The organism is Aliterella atlantica CENA595, assembly GCF_000952155.1.
Taxonomy (GTDB): Bacteria; Cyanobacteriota; Cyanobacteriia; order Cyanobacteriales; family Chroococcidiopsidaceae; genus Aliterella; species Aliterella atlantica.
The window spans coordinates 1-19,106 of the sequence record NZ_JYON01000022.1 but is presented as its reverse complement, the minus strand read 5'-3'; the positions used below and the strand labels follow the sequence as shown (position 1 = coordinate 19,106).

Genomic DNA, 19,106 nt, shown 5'->3' with positions numbered 1-19,106 from the left:
GATGTCGAACTTGTGTAGATTTTATGGACAAAAGTCCATCACCTGACAGTACAATTCTCCTCTAAGCTGGCGATCGCACCTCCCAGCGCGGGGGAGATGCAATGGAGGTTTCATGCTTACTCAGGAAGTTTTTAATTCCCTGTTAGATACTGCCGATTTAAACCAGCTAAAGTTAGAACTCAATCGTCTACCTGCTGTAGATGTAGGCGATTATATTGCCGAATTGCCTCCGGAAAAAAGGGCGATCGCTTTTCGCCTGCTCAACAAGGGACAAGCTATAGATGTATTTGAATATCTCCCCAATGAAGTCCAAGAAGAGTTAATTCACGCCTTGCACGATTCGCAGGTATTTCACCTTGTCGAAGCGATGAGTCCTGACGATCGCGCTCAATTATTCGACGAATTGCCAGCCGGAGTTGTCAAGCGCCTAGTACAACAACTTAGCCCTACCGAAAGACAAGCAACAGCAACGATTTTGGGCTATCCTGAGTACACCGCAGGGCGCGTAATGACGACAGAATATGTCAGGTTGCGGCAAGGATTAACAGTCGGTGAGGCGCTCAGTAAGATTCGCTTAAGCGATCGCGATAAGGAAGTTATTTACTACGCCTACGTTACAGATGACAACCGCAAATTAGTTAGCGTTGTTTCGCTGCGGCAGTTATTATTTACAATTCCCGATACTTACATCGGCGATATAGCTAGCGATCGCGTTTTGAAGGCGCGTACGGAAATGCCTCAAGAAGAAGTAGCGCAATTAATGAAACGCTACGATTTGATTGCTTTACCTGTGGTAGATCGAGAAGATCGCTTGGTGGGGATTGTCACTATTGATGATGTCATCGATATTTTAGAAGAAGAAGCAACCGAAGATATCCAAAAACTAGCAGGGGTTAGCGGTGGTGACGAAGAAGCTTTATCTCACCCACGCGTGACTATTACCAAGCGCTTACCTTGGCTAATTGCCAATATCGGCTTATATGTTGGTGCAGCAAGTGCGATCGCTCCTTTTCAAAAGACTATTGCTCTAGTCCCTGTTTTGGCTGTAATTATGCCAATTTTGTCTAATACTAGCGGTAATGTGGCAATTCAAGCTTTATCTGTGACAGTGCGCGGACTTGGTGTAGGTGAAGTTACGCCCAAAGATACGCTGCAAATTCTCCGCAAGGAAATTTTGGCAGGGTTAGGAACAGCTTTAGCCTTAAGTCTATCTTTAGGTATTTTGTCTTTAATTTGGTCGCCTGCTAATGAACGTTGGGTAGCTTTGGTTGCAGCCGCAGTTATGGCTATTAATGTACTTGTTGCAGCTAGTTTAGGAACTTTGTTGCCAATGGCATTGAAGCGATTGCGGCTCGATCCTGCTTTAATTAGCGGTCCGCTGTTGACTACTATATTAGATGCAGTGGGATTTTTGACATTTTTATCGCTGATTTCTATGGCGCTGCGAGTGTTTGGGTAAAATTTAAATTTCGCTACACAACACTTGGTTTAGTTGTGGATTTTAGGCAATAATGTGCTTTTTTTAACCAAACGAATAGTAAAGAAATTATTTATTATTGCTGAATAAATAAACTTTTGAATATCGATCTATATATAAAGAAAGTATAAGCAAGTGCGAGGGATTCGCAGCCAAATAAATAGTAAATATGCGGATAAATCAGTCAATTTTGTTTGTAGATGACCATCGACCTGAATTTTTTCAGTAATGCTACCGTAGCCGGATTAGTGGCAACTGCGAGAGACTCTAATTGTTATAAAGCTTTCGTAAAGTAATGGAGCCAGAAATGGTAGTCGCGAAGTAACCCTTAATACTATCAAGGGATTCGATCGCTAGAAGCAATGCGATCGCAACTTTATTAATCTAAACAATGCAGCAACTCAAAAAAATATCGTTAAAACTATCATTTTCTCTTAAGCACAATTACTTATAAAAGTAGGACAAACTAATGTGTTAGCAGACGTAGATATGCAAAACTTTTATTGTGGGGCTACAATTATGTTCCTCGCTTTCTTGAGTGTGTATTTCTGGTACTTAACTCATCGAGAAAGTGACAAGCGCCAGCAACTAGAAGCATTGCTAGAGGAAGAGCGCAAGTATATATCCACCATTTTAGATACAGCTAGTGCCTTGGTTGTAATGCTAGATCTGCAAGGGAAGATCGTTGAATTTAATCGAGCTTGCGAATATGCAACAGGTTATTTATTTGACCAGGTAAAGGGTAAGTATGTTTGGGATGTATTGACGATCGCCGAAGAGAGAGATATTTTTCAAAGCGCCTTAGCCGCAGTTGTTACAGAACGCTTACCGATTACATTAGAAACTTATTGGATGACTTCATCGGGCGATCGCCGCTCGATCTCGTGGACAAATACAGTGCTTGAAGATCGAGATGGCAGCGTTACGCACGTTATTAGCACTGGTATTGATATTAGCGATCGCTTTGCTGTAGAACAAAGCCTGCGAGCAAGCGAAAAGCAGTATCGCGCTGTAGTTAATAACAGCAAAGAAGTTATTTTTCAATTAGATGAATGGGGATTGTGGACATTTCTCAATCCCGCGTGGACAGATATTACTGGATTCTCAATTGATGAAAGTCTTGGTACTCCGTTTCATACGTATATTCATCCTGATGACTGTACAAAATGTTTGCACCTGTTTCAATCGCTAATGCAGCGCCAGATGGAATCTTGCCACTGTGAAATTCGCTACATGAGCAAGCATAGTAAATTTCTCTGGCTGGAAGTATATGGACAAGCGATCTTAGATGCCTATGGAAATATTATTAGTATTTCTGGCAACCTCAATGATGTTAGCGATCGCAAATTTGCCGAAGCCGCACTGCAACAAGTGCATGAAGAAGTAGCGCAAAGTCAAAAAATGTTGCGAATGGTTTTGGATCTAGTACCTCAAGCAATTTGGTGGAAAGATCGCGATTCTAAGTTTTTGGGTTGCAATCGCAATTTTGCCCGCATGGCAGGAGTTCAGTCGCCTAGCGATCTTATTGGCAAAACTGACTACGACTTTTGGACAAAAGAAGAGGCAGACTCTTTTCGGGCAGTAGATGCGCGGGTAATGAACCAAAATAGAGCCGAGTACGGCATTATTGAACCTGCTTGCCTGCACAACAGTACAACGACAGTTTGGCTAGAAACGAATAAAATGCCCTTTCACGATGCCAGAGGGCAAGTCATCGGTACGTTAGGTACTACCCAAAATATCAGCGATCGCAAGCTAGCACAAGAAGTTATGCAACGCCAGCTAGCTGCGATGGAAGCAACTATCGATGGCATCGGGATTGTTAATCAAAACGGTGAATATATCTATGTCAACCAAGCTTACATTGATATATATGGCTACGACAGCCCAACTGAACTACTTGGCAAAACTTGGAGAGAACTTTATTATCCAGATGAAATTGCTCGTTTTGAAAACGATGTCACAGCTATTGTTCGCCAAAATGGGCGCTGGCGGGGAGAAGCAGTAGCCAAAAGGAAAGATGGCAGTATATTTTTTGAAGAACTTTCCCTTTCTTTACTAGAAAACGGCAACTTGATTAGTATTTGCCGCAATATTTGCGATCGCAAATACATGGAAGCTGCTTTGCGCCAAAGTGAAGCACGTTTTCAAGCTTTTATGAAAAATAGCCCAGTGGTAGCTTTTATTAAGGACGAACAAAGTCGCAATGTATATGTCAACGAGACATTTGAACGTGCTTTCAATATAAAAATGGTAGATTTGCGCGGTAAGAGAGATGATGAATGGTTGCCAAAAGAAGTAGTAAAGCAAGTCCACGAACACGACCAAATTGTTTTTTCTACAGGTAATACTCTAAAAACTATTGAAACTATCCCTACACCTAATGGTTCTTCTCTTTATTGGCTAGTCCTAAAGTTTTTGATTGACGATCCCCAAGGTCAACCTTTATTAGGAGGTGTGGCAATTGATATTACCGAACACAAACTTGCCGAGGAGAAAATTAAAGCAGCACTGCAAGAGAAAGAAGTTTTGCTCAAAGAAGTACATCATCGAGTCAAAAACAATTTACAGGTAATTGATAGCTTATTTAGGCATCAATGCCGACATATTAAAAACCAACAGGCAATTGATGTATTGAAAGAATGTCAAAACCGTGTTGTTTCAATGGCATTGCTTCACGAAAAACTATACCAATCTAAAAGTTTGTCAAATATTGAATTTGCCGATTATGTTAAAAGTTTGGTAGCAAATTTATTTAGCTCTTACAATATTTATGCAGGTGAAAATCATTTAAACATTAAGATTGAAAAAGTATTTCTAGAATTTGAACTAGCATTAAATTGCGGACTAATCATTAATGAATTATTAACTAATGCTTTGAAATATGCTTTTCCATCAGGGATTTTGGGAGAAATACATATTGAGTTTTGGTATTCAAGTCCTGAAAGTTATAATTTGATTATTCGAGATAATGGAGTTGGATTGCCTGCCAATATCGACTTAGAAAAAGTCAAAACATTAGGCTTAAAGTTAGTTAGGAGCTTGGTTAGACAGCTAGATGGCAAAGTTGAAATAACTAGCGATCGCGGCACAAATTTTAAGATTAGCTTTCCAGCAAAAAAATGTGATATTAACTTATAAAACAATGAATACTATAAAAATTCTTATTGTTGAAGACGAAATAATTGTAGCAGAAGATATCAAAGAGAATTTAGAAGAACTTGGTTATACAATTACTGCGATCGCTGATTCGGGAGAACAAGCTATTAGAGAAACTGAAATTACCAAACCAGATTTAGTGCTAATGGATGTCCGTCTCAAAGGTAAAATGGACGGAATACAAGCATCAGAAATTATCTGGGATAAATTCAAAGTTCCCATAGTATATTTAACAGCTAATTCAGATATTAGTACCATCCAAAGGGCAAAAGATACCGAGCCATTTGGTTATATTACTAAGCCATTTAGAGAAAGAGAACTACACGCGGCAATCGAAATTGCTTTGCACAGAAATAAGTTAGAGCGCAAATTAAAAGAAAGAGAACAATGGCTAGAGACAATTCTTACTAGCTTAGGCGATGCTGTAATTGCCACCGACAATAAAAGTTGTATTACCTTACTCAATCCCGTCGCTGAAGCTTTGACAGGGTGGAAACAAGCAGATGCATTTGGCAAAAATGCCGCAGAAATCTTCAACATTGTTCATGCCCAAACCCGTAATGAAGTTGATAGTCCGATCGCCAAAGCTTTGCAAACAGGAATAGTTGTTGGTTTACCCGAAGATACAATTTTGCTCAGCAAAGACAAACTAGAAATCCCCATCGACGACAGTGCTGCACCGATATTTAACGAAGAGGGAGATATTAGAGGTGCTGTAATTGTTTTTAGAGACATTAGCGATCGCAAACGTGCCGAAGAAGTGCTGCGCGAAAGCGAACAACGTCTAGCTTGGCAGGCAAGTCACGATTCGCTTACAGGACTTGCTAACCGCCACGAATTCGAGCAATGTTTAGAAAGTGCCTTAATAAGCACCCAACAGCAAGGTCAAATACACTCATTGTGTTATTTAGACTTAGATCGCTTTAAGATTGTCAACGATACCTGCGGTCATGCCGCTGGAGATGAACTACTGCGCCAAGTAGCAGCTTTATTACCAGCCCAAGTTCGTAACACCGATATAGTAGCGCGTTTGGGTGGCGATGAATTTGCCATATTACTGAATAATTGCCCGACTAAGCAAGCATTAAGGATTGCCGATACACTGCGGCAAAAGTTAGAGGAATTTCGCTTTGTTTGGCAAGATAAAATCTTTACCATTGGTGTCAGTGTCGGTTTAGTAGGTATTAATGCAGACACAACAGATTTAGCTAACTTATTAAATGCGGCTGATGCGGCTTGCTATGCAGCTAAAAATACTGGGCGCAATCGCGTCCACATCTACCAAGCAGACGATCGCGATTTAGCTATAGCCTACGGTCAAATGCAATGGATATCCAAGTTGCAACAAGCATTAGAAAACAATAGTTTTTGCCTCTATTGCCAACCAATTATTGCTGTAGGTGCTGACGATTTCGATCTCCAACACTATGAAATACTCCTGCGTCTTCGTGATGAAACAGGTAATATCGTTCCACCAATGGCATTTATTCCTGCGGCGGAACGTTACGGACTGATGCATCTAATTGACCAGTGGGTAATCCGCACCCTGTTTACTTATTTAGGACAGCACTATCAAAATATGGGGGAAAATAGCGGCTATATCTACGCAGTCAATCTCTCTGGGGCGAGTATTAATGACGATCGCTTTATGGAATTTTTGCAGCAGCAATTTGCCCTACATCAAATTCCCCCGCAAGCAATTTGCTTTGAAATTACCGAAACAGTAGCAATTACCAATCTCAACAATGCCAGCAAGCTAATTCGCGAACTCAAAAATCTTGGATGTAGTTTTGCTCTAGATGACTTTGGTAGTGGGATGTCTTCATTTGCTTATCTGAAAAGTCTACCTATCGATTACCTCAAAATTGATGGCAACTTTGTCAAAGAAATTGTTGATGTACCAACAGACTTAGCCCTCACAGAAGCAATCAATCAAATCGGTCATGTGATGGGGCTAAAAACTATTGCCGAATTTGTGGAAAATGATGCTATTTTGCAAAAAATTACCGAGCTTGGGATAGATTACGCGCAAGGCTATGGTATTGCCGAACCCTACCCCTTTGTATTGACGGCAGATACTTAAGCTACGCTTGAACTCAAGCTACCCCCGCCGACTCCCCCTGCTGTCAAGTATAGGAATTAACTGGTCAACGACATAAATTTTTCTTTCTTTTCCATAACTAAAGTCAGGGGCTTGTACCTCTTTAATTACGAATTACGAATTACGAATTACGAATTATTTGGTCACTGTTAAGATACCAGTTAACAACATCGCCCAACGTCTCATCTAAGGGTCGAAAACTAGCTGCTAACTCGGCGATCGCTTTTGCCGAAGTTACTTGTCTTTTGCGATGCATAGTCCGGACACCTTCTAGGGGAAGCACCGATTTTGCCCCTGTCAAACGTGCATACATATCTGCAAGCCAAGCATATACTAACGTCGCTTGGTAAGGAATGCGGCGCTGGGGGCAAGCAACACCAGTAACTTTTTCTAGAGATTTAAACAGATTCTCCATACTCAAATATTGTCCGGCAACAATGTAGCGATCGCCGCTTTTTCCTTTTTCCACAGCATTAATTGCAGCTTGCGCGACATCTCGCGCGTCAACCATGCAAGCTCCGCCGTCGATAATTCCAGGAATTTTTTGCGCCAGATAATCCAACACCAATTTACCGCTATTTGTGGGCGCAGCATCTTGGGGTCCAAACATCCATCCTGGCAAAATTAACACAACTGGTAGCGAGTGCTGCTGCAAAAATTTATCTATGGCAGTTTCAGCTACAACTTTGCTCTTGAAGTACAGATTTTTTGCGGCTTCTAGATCGTACGGCGTTGATTCATCACCTGGAACGCCATTGGCTTTCATGCCAACGGGACCCGCAGAACTGATGTAAATTACTTTTTTGACCCCTTGCTTTTCTGCCTCAGATAGTAATTTCATCGTGCCTGTAATGTTAATGTCTTCCAGCATTTGCCAGTGATTTCCAGGTTGAAAGTATTCTCTAAAGTATGCAGCCGTATGAAATAGCACATCGCAGCCTGCAAGTTCGCAAGCAAAGCGATCGATATCGAGCATATCGCCTTCAACCAACGATATATCTAAGTCGGCAAATAGTTTTGCTGCTTTTGCTTTTGAACGCACTAAGGCTTTGACCTTGTAGCCTTGCTCGATTAATAGTCTCACTAAGTTATTGCCAAGCAATCCCGTACTACCAGTTACAAATGCTTGCATCTTGCTCCTTTTGCTACAGCTATGCTGGTGTTGCTAGAGTTTTTTAACCTACATTCGCTTTTATATCTAGAAGATACATATCTAAGAACTATATGTCAAGAGAAAACAAAAGCAAGTATGCAATTATGGGTTTGTTGGGTGTAAGTCCAATGTCTGGCTACGACATCAAAAAGAAAATTGAACGAAGCACCAGCAACTTTTGGAACGAAAGCTACGGACAGATTTATCCGATCTTGAAAAAATTGGTAGCTGAGGGGCTAGCAATGCGATCGGTAGAGTCACAATTAGGCAAACCCGATCGCCATATTTATAAGCTGACAGAAAAAGGTCAGCAGGAATTGCAACAGTGGTTAGTAGAACCTGTAGAACCTCCAGCAGAAAGAATCGAGATTTTGCTAAAGCTCTTTTTTGGGCAGCAGGTTTCTGTAAGTGATAACATTCGCCATATAGAGCAGTTTCGAGAAATGCAACAGCAACTATTGCAAAAGTACAGCGCGATCGCTCAAGAATTACAAGAGAAGGAAACTGACAATCCTCATATTCCCTACTGGCAAATGACAGCTAGTTACAAGCTGCATACAACTAAAGCACTAATCGATTGGTGCGACGAAACATTGGTTAAACTAGGCAAGCTAGCAGCAGAAAGATGAAAGCTAAATATAAACTTTTTTATGGCTAATACTACTTGGACTCGCAACCACGTTCTATCCCTATCTGACTTTACACCGGATGAGTACAATACAGTCTTGCAAACAGCCGCTAGCTTTAGCGAGGTACTATCGCGGCGGACAAAAAAAGTGCCAACATTGCAAGGACAGGTAGTTGCTAATTTATTTTTTGAATCGTCTACTCGCACTCGCAGTAGTTTTGAACTTGCAGCCAAACGCCTGAGCGCAGATACACTCAATTTTGCTGCTGCTACATCTTCTTTAACCAAAGGAGAGACGATTTTAGACACCGCCAAGACCTATTTGGCGATGGGAACTGATATGATGGTGATTCGCCATAAAGAATCGGGAGTACCAAGCGCGATCGCTCAGGAAATGGATCGACTTGGTGTTAAAGTAGGCGTACTCAATGCAGGCGACGGTCAACACGAGCATCCATCCCAAGGCTTGCTAGACTTATTTACTATTTGCACGTTACTCAACCCCCAAGAACCGCGTTTGGAATTGCTTGCAGGCAAAAAGATTGCGATCGTAGGTGATATATTACATTCGCGGGTTGCAAGGTCAAATATTTGGAGTTTGACAGCTAGCGGTGCGGAAGTCCATTTAGCAGCGCCGCCGACACTTTTACCCAAGCTATTTGCCGATTATGGTATTGGTACTGGGAAACTATTTTTGCATTGGCAAATAGAACCTGCACTGCAAAATGCAGATTTTGTTATGACATTGAGGTTACAAAAAGAACGCATGACTAGCCATTTGTTGCCGAGTTTGCGAGAATATCATCAATTATTCGGGATTACGCGCGATCGCTTGCAACTGTGTCAACCTAACGTCAAAGTTTTGCATCCTGGTCCTGTCAATCGCGGTGTAGAGATTAGTTCCGATTTAATGGATGACCCAGATTTTAGCCTAATTTCACAACAAGTAACTAGCGGTGTTGCCGTACGTATGGCGCTGCTGTATTTAATGGGTAGCGGTAAGGCTGGAAATTCTCTTTAATTAGATAGTTTTTTATAGGCTTCGTTGATTTTTTTGAACTTTTCTGCTGCTTGCAGTTGCAGTTTAGGATGATTAAAAAATAGATCGGGGTGCCATTTTTTGACTAAACGTTTGTAGGCTTGCTTGATTTCATCTTGAGAAGCACTTTGCTTGAGTTCTAAAATTTCATAAAATGGTTTATTTTTCTCGTTTATAGGTGGAGTATATTTAGTTTGACTTTGAGGATTTTTCATTTGAGCTTTTAGTTGCTCTAATTCTTCCTCAATTTCTTGCGATAGATATTTCTTTTTCGTTTTAGGATCGCTCGTAGGCGGAGTATATTTAGTATTAGCAGGCTGCGGAGGAGTTTGAGGATTTTTCATTTGAGCTTTTAGCTGCTCTAATTCTTGCTCAATTTCCCATGCTCTAAATCTTCTTTCCGCTTCAAAGCTGTCCATAACATTAACTTAGGTTTTCCAGTAAATTTTCTATTAGTTGAATTTGATAACTTTGCTCATTAACTTCTAATTTTTCAGCATTCTTTTGACAACCAATTACTAGCAATGCTGTTTGCTCATATTGATAAAGCGTGGCAAAAGCATCTTCGCTAAAACGAGTTAAATAATCTTTAGCAACCTCAGTATAAATTCGAGTAATTTGTTGCTGATAATCGACCGTAACTTCGGGTTGCTCTAACTCATTGTTTTGGTTTAAAATATAGCTAACACCCCCTACTACTGCTGCTCCTACAGGTCCTCCTAATAGCCAGCCAAAGCCAGTTGCGATCGCAACTGGTGTAATATCGTTATTACTCGATTTTGTTGTATTTGTAGGTGGTGGGGGCAAAGATATTTGCGGCGCAGCAGGAAAGGCAATTGATAGCGTTCCTGGGTGGTTTGTATTAAAAAAGTCGCAAGCTTTATCAATCCATTGATTGATTGCTTTTTGATATTCTAAAACTGCTAATTTAAACTGTTCTTGCCAACTACTAAAACTACCTTGTTGCAAAGCCAAAATAATTTCCAGTTGATAGCGTTCTAACAATTTTGGTAAATACAACCAGCTTTGAAACGTGCTGCTGCTAGCTTGAAAACCTTGCTTAATTAAAGTCTCAGCTTTTTGTTTGATTTCAATTTTGGCTTGATGCTTTGCTTGGGCGGCGGCTACTTCTTGAGCGATCGCTTGTTTCTTGGTTTCTAGAGCAACTTTAACTTGAGATGCAACTTTTTGGACGCGCTGCAAACGGTTATCTTTCTCTTCTTTTTGCACCGCAGCTATATTTTGCAAAGCCGATTCAAAAGTAGCTAACCCGCTAGTTTGAGCCGCCGCCACATCGCCTTTAAGTCTAGCTCGTAAAGCAGGTAAAGCATCAACTCGATACAAATTACTAATTCCTGGCGGTAACTCGGAGCGGAAACTTTCAGCTACAAACCGGAGGCGATGTAATACTTCTTTTTGCTCGTCAGCTTCTAATAAATTGAGGAAATTAACGACAAACACGACAGTTGTAATACCTCTACCCTCCAGCCAATCGCGTAAATTTTCCCGCTCGCCTAAAGTCATCAGCTTGCGTGCATCTAGTACCTGTACAACCAAATCGATAGTTAACAAGCGATCGCGTACTAACTCATCTTGGGCTTGGCGATCGTTCGTACCAGGCAAATCTAGGAACTCTACACCTGTTTGCAAGAAAGGATGGGGATAGAAAACATCTACAGATGCAACATCGCTACGCATACATCTTTGCTCGTCTAACAGCGCGTATTGCTGCAAAATGTCCGTACCGCGACTGTTTATGTGCGTACCATCAGTTAAAGTAATGCACGTCTTTAGCTCATCTCCATAACCAACCCGAATAGCCGCACCCGTTGTCGGAATTAGATCGATTGGTAAAGTACGGCTACCTAGCATCGCATTTAGCAGCGTTGATTTGCCGTAGTTAAACGGGGCAAATACAGCAATTTGGTAAATTGGATTTGCCACGTAATCGCAGATAGAAATTACATCTTTGCGTAACTGCGCGTATTGCTCCTTTTCTAGCAATCCAATCGCCGCTTTTAGAGCCTGTACAAGCTCCGCATTAACGTCTCGTTTCATACATTTATGTCAAGAGATGTTGATAAGCGCTCTCAACGCTTTTAACTTCGTTAGAGACATTAGTTTCCAACGTTCTTAACCGCGCCAACTCACTGGCGCGATCGATTTCACGCGATGCTTTTTGCTGACTCAAGTTTTCCAGTTCAGATTTACGCGCTTTGATATCGTCATCGATGCGTACAGTTACTTCTTGTTCGTAAGTTTCAAAGCATTCTTGTACGGCATTATAAATAGGCTGCCATTGCTCTTGTGCTACTTGGGGTAAGTATTTGACTAACTCTTTTTTCGTTGCTTTAACCAACTGTTGACGAGCGCTGTCAGCTTGCAAAGCGCCAATTCCTAGCGCCAAAAGTGCTAAACTAACTGGACCTAAGATAATGCCCGAAAAAGCTGCGATCGCTCCCCCAATGCCAATTACCGCAACTAAGTTGAGCATAATATTTTTCCAATCCATACCTACACCAGCTAAGGCGACTCCAGCAACATTACCTGAAGCAAGAGAAATCAAACCCATTGCCCATTTTGCCCAACTTGGCGAATTATCTTCAGTTGCAGTGCTACTAATGCGAACTTTTTGCCCCGTCAGCTTTTCCGTAATTTTGTCTGTAACTTTGGTATAAGATGCGCCGTATTGAGCCGCACTTTGCGATAGTTGCACAAAAGCAGCATTCATCTGTTGTTCGGCGGTAATACTCCAAGCTGCTAGTTTGTCGTGAATATACTTCTCAAAGGCTTGCTTGAGCGCAGTTTCAAAGGCTTCTCGTTTATTGCGATCGAGAAAATCCATAAATTTGAGTTCGGGCTGATAGCGGACAAAATCTGACTCAAATGTATTTTCTACATTCAAAACGTAAGTACGGAAAGAATCAGCAATTTCGCGGGCTTTAGACTGTTTTACCGTTCTAATTTCGTGTTGAAATTGGCTGCTAATGTCAGTCAACTTAGCAAATTCAGGTTCAACTGAATCAATCCGCCGTTTTAACTCGGCAACATCTTGTTCTAATAAAGGTATGCGGCGTTCAATTGCTTCATGTACGTGCAAGTGCGCTTGACGGGCTAATGTTCTTGCTTGTCTTAGTTCGGAAACTGCTCTTTCTTTAGTTAAAAAGGTGCTAATAGCGCCCATAAATTCAGCAAATCCCGTACCGTCTAAAGCTGCATCAGGGTTTTTTAGTCGTCGCCGCAGTGCTTGAATTGAAGAAAGTTCAAATACTCGCTCGTCATATAGATCGTATCCGTCTATTTGACAATATTCAGCTAAATTTGCCCGAAAAACTCGGCGCAATCTTGCTTCAGCTTCAGCTAATTCTTCAGTATCGTCAGGATCGATCAGGCTTTCTTTGACTTGATCCCAAGCATTGATTAAAAAGAAGACTGTTAAACCGCGACTTTTGATATAGTTTTCTAAATAACGGCGTTCTCCTAAAGTGCAAGGTTGCGAAGCTCGCATGACAAACAAAATGGCATGGCAATTATTCACATAACCTAAAGATAATTCGTTACGTGCTTCTGTATCGTTTAATCCTGGGCTATCAATAATTTCTACACCTTTTTCTAGTAACGGTAAAGGATACTCAACAACAGCATGGCTAACTTCAGGAAAGGCTAATTTTTTTTGTTGTTCTAGTTCTTTTGCTTCGGAAGGATCGATAGTATAGCGCTGTTTAAAAGCTTTAAAATCTAAATTTTCAGGGCTAACACCATTATTAAAATGGACGGTTACTTTTTTCTCCGCCCCGTAACGGAGAATAGTCAATATAGCCGTACAAGGATTAACATCGCTAGGTAACAAGTTTTCGCCGATTAAAGCATTTAAAAATGTACTTTTACCCCGCTTCATATCTCCCAATACTAACAGCCGAAATACACCATTACGCAAGGCTTGACTAGCTTTGGTGATATCTTCTATATCTCTTTGTAATTCCAGCTTTCCCGATTGTTTTTCGCCATCTAATTCTGCTTGTTTAAGGGTTTCAGCGATCGCTCCTAGACTTTGCGCTCCTTGCAAACGCGCTTGAGCAACTCGCTCTAAGTCATCTATAAAATTTTTTGGCGCAACTTTAGCATTCATGTTACTTCTTTCCTATCTAAATAATCAGGGTATGCAAAGCACACCCTACACCGTATTTTTCTAACTTTGCTGTTTTTACTGACTTTTAGCAGTAGCAACTACCGAACGCTTGACTAAATGTTCAAATTGATATAAATAAGCTGCAACAGTTACCCAAACAATTACTGTTACTGAAAGTAGTAAGTCACGGCGATCGCCATTATATAAATACTTAACCGAGCTAACCTCAATAAGCAGAATATCTAATATGCCAATAGTTAGTATTGTTGCTAAAACTATTACTAGCCAACTATACAAACCCTTCCACCAGCTAATTAAACCAGGATTTAGCCCCTGTACTTTATCTAGTTTTAGTAATTCATTATTTGGCAATAAAACATCTAACAATAAGTTGAGAAAATGGTGAATTATTGCAATGAAGAATATAGGTGATAATATAGCAAGTACGCCAAACATAGCATCCAGCCTTGGTAAATGCTGGCTCAAATAATAGCCAGCTTGCAAAACTTTACCTGCTCCTTTGACTAATCCAGATAAAATTAAGCATAAAAATATCGCACTTATCCAAGAGCGAGGATAAGGAATCCAAGGCGACCAATTTTTCATAATTAATTCCTATAACTATCTACTAAAAATTCAATTTCAGGCTTTGCTTAAATTTGTAATGCAAAATAAGCTTAGTATTTAATCTACTTATAAACTTTAGCCTCAAAAGTTTGGTTTGCCTAGATAGTCATAAAAAGCTTTATAATGCTTTCAATTTAAGCGTGAAAATACCAATTTTTGCTATTTTTGTGAATTTAAGTTGTTTGCTTTTAAGTAGATGTACGGTTGAGTTATTGCTCAATAATATATCTTTGTGATTAAGCTAAGTATTTTCAATGAGAATAATTATAATTAACTGGAAAAAAGCTAGATTGCTGGTAGATACAGCAAATCGCCAATCGAATTTTGTAAATATTAAATTCTTTGCCGATAGTTGAAAATAAGACTAATGCTAGCTATATAGATATTTATAGTTGACAAAAAGGTTTTCTCAAAATGAGTTTAAGTATTATTGCAGCGATCGCCTACGGTATCCTAGCAGTTGTAGGTGGCATCATCGGTTACGTACAAGCGCAAAGCAAAGCATCGCTCATTTCTGGCAGTATCAGCGGCATATTGCTGATAATAGCTGGTATTTTGCAATTACAAGGACAAAGTGCGGGGCTAATTTTAGCGACGGTAATAACAGCAGTGCTAGTAATCGTCTTTGGGATTCGACTGACTAAAACTCGTAAGTTTATGCCTGCTGGATTGATGAGTGTATTAGGCTTAGTAGCTTTGGGGCTAATGGTATCGGAATTAATCTAAAATGCCCCAGAAAGCGTTAAGCTTCTTGCTTGTAGCGAATCTTTAAAACCAAAATTATCGACGCAAGCACAAAAGTGACGATATTTGCTGCCACAATCGGGATATCGCGTACGGAAAAGCCGTACACCAACCACAAGATAATCCCTACACACAGAATAATTAACATACTCCAGGAAAGGTCATCGGCTGATTTTGACTGCCAAGTTTTGATCAATTGAGGTAAGTAAGCAATTGTAGTAAGTACGCCTGCAACTAGCCCTAAAGTGGTTGTGAAGTTGATATCCATCGGAGTTTTTTTTAACTAGGGGATGTTATGTATATATACTGCCCTCGTTCCTAGTTAAAATATCACCACCATTTTTATAGATTCCTGACAAGTGCGATCGCTCTGCAAAAAAAAGCTTATGCAGTAATCCTTAACCAGCCTTAGCTATGATTCCTTCTAACAAAGGGCGTGGATGAAAGTGTAACTCCAAAGATGCGATCTATCTCTCAAGTTTGAGGTAGCCGCGTGTAGATGAAATAACAATTCAGCCAAAAATTACACGCTATGTTGTGCGGCGATTACTGTTCTATTAATGGTGCTGATTGACTTGCTTACGCTAGAGCAAGGAGGCGATCGCGCTCTACTCCCCGTACGGTTCTATGCAACTTTGGTTGGCTCTATTCTCACTGCAGTTGGTACAGCAGTCACTTATCCTGAACTATGGTTGCACAAAAGAGCAAGAGGTAGCTAGGCGATCGCATAATGCTCAGAACTTACGCAAATTCAACAATTCCATCAGTAGCAAATTCACTACTGCGGAGATCGGCAACTGGCTTCGACGTGGTGCATAATTGCCCAAGAAAGCCCTGCCCAAAGCGGAGTATTGACATTAGCAATTTTCAGACCTTCAGCCGTCCAATGATTGCTATTGCGAACAAGGGAATATCGTCCTGTCGCTTCATAGAATATCGTGCCAGAGGTTGAATCGGTTAGTGGAACAAGAAAGCCCTGCTCGGTGCGTTGAAACGATTGTTTGATAAATTGCATCAAGGCTAAATAGCGCGATCGCTCAACTGGGATGCATTTAACCTCATCGCGATCGCTTAAGCGATCGAGGGCTTGAACTCGCAATGCCGCAGGATTGGGTAAAAACAACGCTCGAAATCCTCTTGGCACAATATCTTCTAATCGAGCAGGAGGATTCATATACCAATTGCGCTCTCCCCATCCAAAGCCAATGTACTGAGAACGAGTCACTGGCTTAGGCAGGTAATTTTGCCAGTTAAAAGCATCATTTTGAACGGGAACGACAAGGTTAGTGTGAATGTCAGTTTGAGTCACACAAACTTTATATTGACAACCTACTTGGGCATGAGTACGCCATGTTCTAGGTAGAAGCGAGCCGATCGCGAATAACATTGGCATCGGTAACATGATGCTTAAGGTAACAATCAACCATTTTTTAAGTTGCATTTTCATGATTTAACACAGAATTCTTCAGTGTCTAGTGGAGATGATAATTCTGGCTGGATCAAACATAATTTTTGCATCGAACTAACTTCTTAAATGTTTGAATCCTTGTACCTTCTTCAAGTTAAAATCTGAAGTTAAGAAAATGATGAAAACATAAATTAATGTTATTAATTTAAATTAAAAATTTTATGTAATGCTCGACCTTATTTGCTCTTTCTCTGCACGAAATAGATTTTTGCCTTTGAATGCAGCTTGCATAATTGCTCGACGTTCAGTTGTAATATACTCTCATTATCTTCTTAACTTGTCTTGATAAGCTCTATATTTTTAGTTTTTCCAAATTCAAAATTTTTAACCTTTCTCATCGTTTTCTTAATCTTGTTGTCTAGTCTAAAAGTATGAATAAACAACATAAATCTCTTAATGATTAGGAGAGAAAATAAGATGGGAATCAAAGGGATAATTATAACTGCTCTTGGAGGAGGAATTCTGCTTGCTGGAGGAGCTTGGTTTTATCAGACCCGAACTGCTGAAGCTGCTCTTTCTAAAACACCTCCTGCCATATCAATGGTTAAAGCCGTCGAAACCGTCCTCGCTGCCAATCCAGGTACAACAGCAATGGATGTCAATTTGGAGAGAGAAAACAAAAATCTGGCATGGGAAGTTGAACTCAACAACGGCTTGGAAGTATATGTCGATGCTAATAACCAAGAAATCATAAAAACCGAGCAACCTTGGAAGCTGGCAAACCTGAAAGATTGGATGCCAAATTAATTTGTCCTTTATATAAGTGTCATTTGATGGTTGTTATTTACCTATGAGTGTCAAAACAGTACAACCCCCTCTGAAATTTATTCCTCCTGCCTTCAACCCTTGGGTAGCCAGTGCAGCCCAAAAGCTGCTTCCCTTATGGCTGCAATATCGGTGCATCAGCCATATTCGCTTTGATGGCGTAGAACAATTAGTAGAACTCTATCGCCAATTTCAGTTGGGCAAAATCCGTTTTATAATTGCCTTTCGCCATCCAACTTTAGATGACCCAACCTGCCTGACTTATTTGCTCGGACAGATCGTACCCCAGGTCGCTTGCCAGCATTCTGTTCGACTATGCCACCCGATTCACGCTCATTTTATCTACGAACGCGGCATTCCTCTTTGGGCTGGAGCGTCGGCAGGTTGGCTATTGTCGCGCTTGGGAGCTACGCCGATTCACCGAGGCAAACTTGACTTTGTGGGACTGCGATCGGCTCGCGATCTATTTGCCAACGGTTCCCTACCGATGGCAGCAGCGCCAGAAGGGACTATCAATGGTTTGAGCGATCGCGTCAATCCCCTAGAACCTGGCGTTGCTCAACTGGCGTTTTGGTGTTTGGAAGATTTGTTGAGTGCAAAGCGATCCGAGCAAGTCGCTATCTTACCTGTTGGAATTAAATATCGCTATGTCCGCACTTGTTGGCAAGCGCTCGAAGAATTACTAAAACGGTTGGAATCTGAAAGTGGGTTGTCCGTTAATGATTCCTCAATGCTGTCAACAATACCATGCTGGGAACAAAGAATTTTCGGACGGTTGATGCGATTGATAGAATTTCTGCTGTCGCAAGTAGAAGATTTCTACAGTCGGTTTTATCATCAATCGCTATCGAGATCTGGCAGCTTGGACAATCGCCTGCAAGCTTGTCAAAATGCAGCGCTGAGTGTGGCAGAAAGCTATTTTGGCTTGCCAGTGAAGGGCAGTCTCATCGAACGTCGCCATCGCGTCGAACAAGCTGGCTGGGACTGGATCTATCGCGGAGATATTCAAAATATAGAAGTCTTGTCTTTGATAGAGCGCGGGCTTGCCGATCGCGTTGCCCAAATGACCGCTCTCTATGTGTGGCATATGGGTCTTTTGGAACATTTATCGGTATCGATCGCTGACTATGTAAGAGAAAAACCCACGTTTGAACGCCTTGCTGAAACTACATTGCTGCTGGGTAACGCGATCGCTCGAATGAAAGGACGCAATCAGCCTTTGTATCCGTTTCTCGGTCAGCGTTGCGTCGAAATAACGGTAGGCGAGGCAATTTCGGTTTCTCAACGTTGGGATGCTTATCGTACCAACCGCCGTCAAGCAGTAGATGCATTGACAAAAGACTTACAAACAGCGCTAAAAGCTATGACTTGACAACCTACTACAGAACTAGAAAAGGTGCTTTTGGTTAATTAGTTTGGCTTGGAGAACAAGGCAAATGCCGCCATTGTCTATGAAACCGTCGGACATACTGATAAACGCATCTTTATGTCACCCTGAAAGACTTGCCAGCACCCGTAACTCTAACCTTGCGACGATTCGATTGCGGGTTAATTGCCCCTCAACCCCAACTATCATTCGCAGCAGGATTATTAAAGGTCGCTTTAAATGAAGCGGCTGATTTAGGCGCAGATAGAATTGCCATGAAAATCGAATCAGGGGATGTGTTTTTGAAGTAAGTCAAAGCTCTAGTTAGAGCTTGTTTCTAAATAAATATTGAGTTGAAGGTTTGTTGCTGAATGCTGGTACGAGGATAGAAATGTAGTTCTTGCGGATTGAGAAGATGCTTAAGTCTTATCCGAGCGACCTGACGGATGC

Annotated in this window: 16 protein-coding genes; 9 read left to right on the top strand and 7 right to left on the bottom strand. The window is 41.1% G+C overall.

Annotation, left to right across the window (positions count from 1 at the left end; genetic code table 11):
* The first annotated feature begins 112 nt into the window (after nt 1-112).
* The 3 genes from mgtE (at nt 113) to UH38_RS17755 (ending at nt 6,719) form a co-directional block, all read left to right on the top strand.
* A complete protein-coding gene (gene mgtE, locus UH38_RS17765) occupies nt 113-1,459 on the top strand; it encodes a magnesium transporter (protein WP_045056025.1) in 1,347 nt (448 codons plus the stop codon).
* 507 nt (nt 1,460-1,966) lie between these two features.
* Complete coding sequence (locus UH38_RS17760; protein WP_045056024.1) at nt 1,967-4,618, top strand: PAS domain S-box protein; 2,652 nt, start codon at nt 1,967-1,969, stop codon at nt 4,616-4,618.
* 4 nt (nt 4,619-4,622) lie between these two features.
* Nucleotides 4,623-6,719, top strand: coding sequence for an EAL domain-containing protein (locus UH38_RS17755; RefSeq protein WP_045056077.1), 2,097 nt, complete (start codon nt 4,623-4,625; stop codon nt 6,717-6,719).
* Between the two features lie 139 nt (nt 6,720-6,858).
* On the opposite strand, the gene UH38_RS17750 is transcribed toward UH38_RS17755, so the two are convergent.
* Entirely contained in the window at nt 6,859-7,869 is a 1,011-nt protein-coding gene (locus UH38_RS17750) for an SDR family oxidoreductase (protein WP_045056023.1), read from the bottom strand.
* A 92-nt stretch (nt 7,870-7,961) separates the two neighbouring features.
* Between UH38_RS17750 and UH38_RS17745 the strand changes: the two genes are divergently transcribed.
* The gene (locus tag UH38_RS17745) at nt 7,962-8,519 is read left to right on the top strand and encodes a PadR family transcriptional regulator (protein WP_045056022.1); all 558 of its coding nucleotides are present in this window, start codon (nt 7,962-7,964) and stop codon (nt 8,517-8,519) included.
* 21 nt (nt 8,520-8,540) lie between these two features.
* Nucleotides 8,541-9,539: an aspartate carbamoyltransferase catalytic subunit gene (locus UH38_RS17740; protein ID WP_045056021.1), complete on the top strand. Its 999-nt coding sequence runs from the start codon at nt 8,541-8,543 to the stop codon at nt 9,537-9,539.
* Here UH38_RS17740 and UH38_RS17735 read toward each other — a convergent pair.
* From UH38_RS17735 to UH38_RS17720, 4 genes are all read right to left on the bottom strand, one after another.
* Nucleotides 9,536-9,976 carry a DnaJ domain-containing protein gene (locus tag UH38_RS17735; RefSeq protein ID WP_045056020.1) on the bottom strand — a complete coding sequence of 147 codons (441 nt, stop codon included), beginning with the start codon at nt 9,974-9,976 and terminating at the stop codon, nt 9,536-9,538. The genes UH38_RS17740 and UH38_RS17735 overlap by 4 nt on opposite strands.
* A gap of 4 nt (nt 9,977-9,980) precedes the next feature.
* Nucleotides 9,981-11,615: a dynamin family protein gene (locus UH38_RS17730; RefSeq protein WP_045056019.1), complete on the bottom strand. Its 1,635-nt coding sequence runs from the start codon at nt 11,613-11,615 to the stop codon at nt 9,981-9,983.
* A 4-nt stretch (nt 11,616-11,619) separates the two neighbouring features.
* The gene (locus UH38_RS17725) at nt 11,620-13,686 is read right to left on the bottom strand and encodes a dynamin family protein (RefSeq protein ID WP_045056018.1); all 2,067 of its coding nucleotides are present in this window, start codon (nt 13,684-13,686) and stop codon (nt 11,620-11,622) included.
* 75 nt (nt 13,687-13,761) lie between these two features.
* Nucleotides 13,762-14,292: a hypothetical protein gene (locus UH38_RS17720; RefSeq protein WP_045056017.1), complete on the bottom strand. Its 531-nt coding sequence runs from the start codon at nt 14,290-14,292 to the stop codon at nt 13,762-13,764.
* A gap of 435 nt (nt 14,293-14,727) precedes the next feature.
* On the opposite strand from UH38_RS17720, the gene UH38_RS17715 reads away from it, so the two are divergent.
* The gene (locus UH38_RS17715; protein WP_045056016.1) at nt 14,728-15,039 is read left to right on the top strand and encodes a TMEM14 family protein; all 312 of its coding nucleotides are present in this window, start codon (nt 14,728-14,730) and stop codon (nt 15,037-15,039) included.
* A gap of 16 nt (nt 15,040-15,055) precedes the next feature.
* On the opposite strand, the gene UH38_RS17710 is transcribed toward UH38_RS17715, so the two are convergent.
* Nucleotides 15,056-15,325: a SemiSWEET family sugar transporter gene (locus UH38_RS17710; RefSeq protein WP_045056015.1), complete on the bottom strand. Its 270-nt coding sequence runs from the start codon at nt 15,323-15,325 to the stop codon at nt 15,056-15,058.
* 292 nt (nt 15,326-15,617) lie between these two features.
* On the opposite strand from UH38_RS17710, the gene UH38_RS26865 reads away from it, so the two are divergent.
* Complete coding sequence (locus tag UH38_RS26865) at nt 15,618-15,776, top strand: hypothetical protein (RefSeq protein ID WP_160295989.1); 159 nt, start codon at nt 15,618-15,620, stop codon at nt 15,774-15,776.
* 59 nt (nt 15,777-15,835) lie between these two features.
* On the opposite strand, the gene UH38_RS17705 is transcribed toward UH38_RS26865, so the two are convergent.
* On the bottom strand, nt 15,836-16,498 hold the full coding sequence (locus UH38_RS17705; protein ID WP_160295988.1) for a DUF2459 domain-containing protein: 663 nt from the start codon (nt 16,496-16,498) through the stop codon (nt 15,836-15,838).
* A 444-nt stretch (nt 16,499-16,942) separates the two neighbouring features.
* Here UH38_RS17705 and UH38_RS17700 point away from each other — a divergent pair, with 444 nt between their 5' ends.
* Complete coding sequence (locus tag UH38_RS17700) at nt 16,943-17,272, top strand: PepSY domain-containing protein (protein WP_052672436.1); 330 nt, start codon at nt 16,943-16,945, stop codon at nt 17,270-17,272.
* A 43-nt stretch (nt 17,273-17,315) separates the two neighbouring features.
* Nucleotides 17,316-18,662 carry a glycerol acyltransferase gene (locus tag UH38_RS17695; protein WP_045056013.1) on the top strand — a complete coding sequence of 449 codons (1,347 nt, stop codon included), beginning with the start codon at nt 17,316-17,318 and terminating at the stop codon, nt 18,660-18,662.
* Nucleotides 18,663-19,106 lie beyond the last annotated feature (444 nt).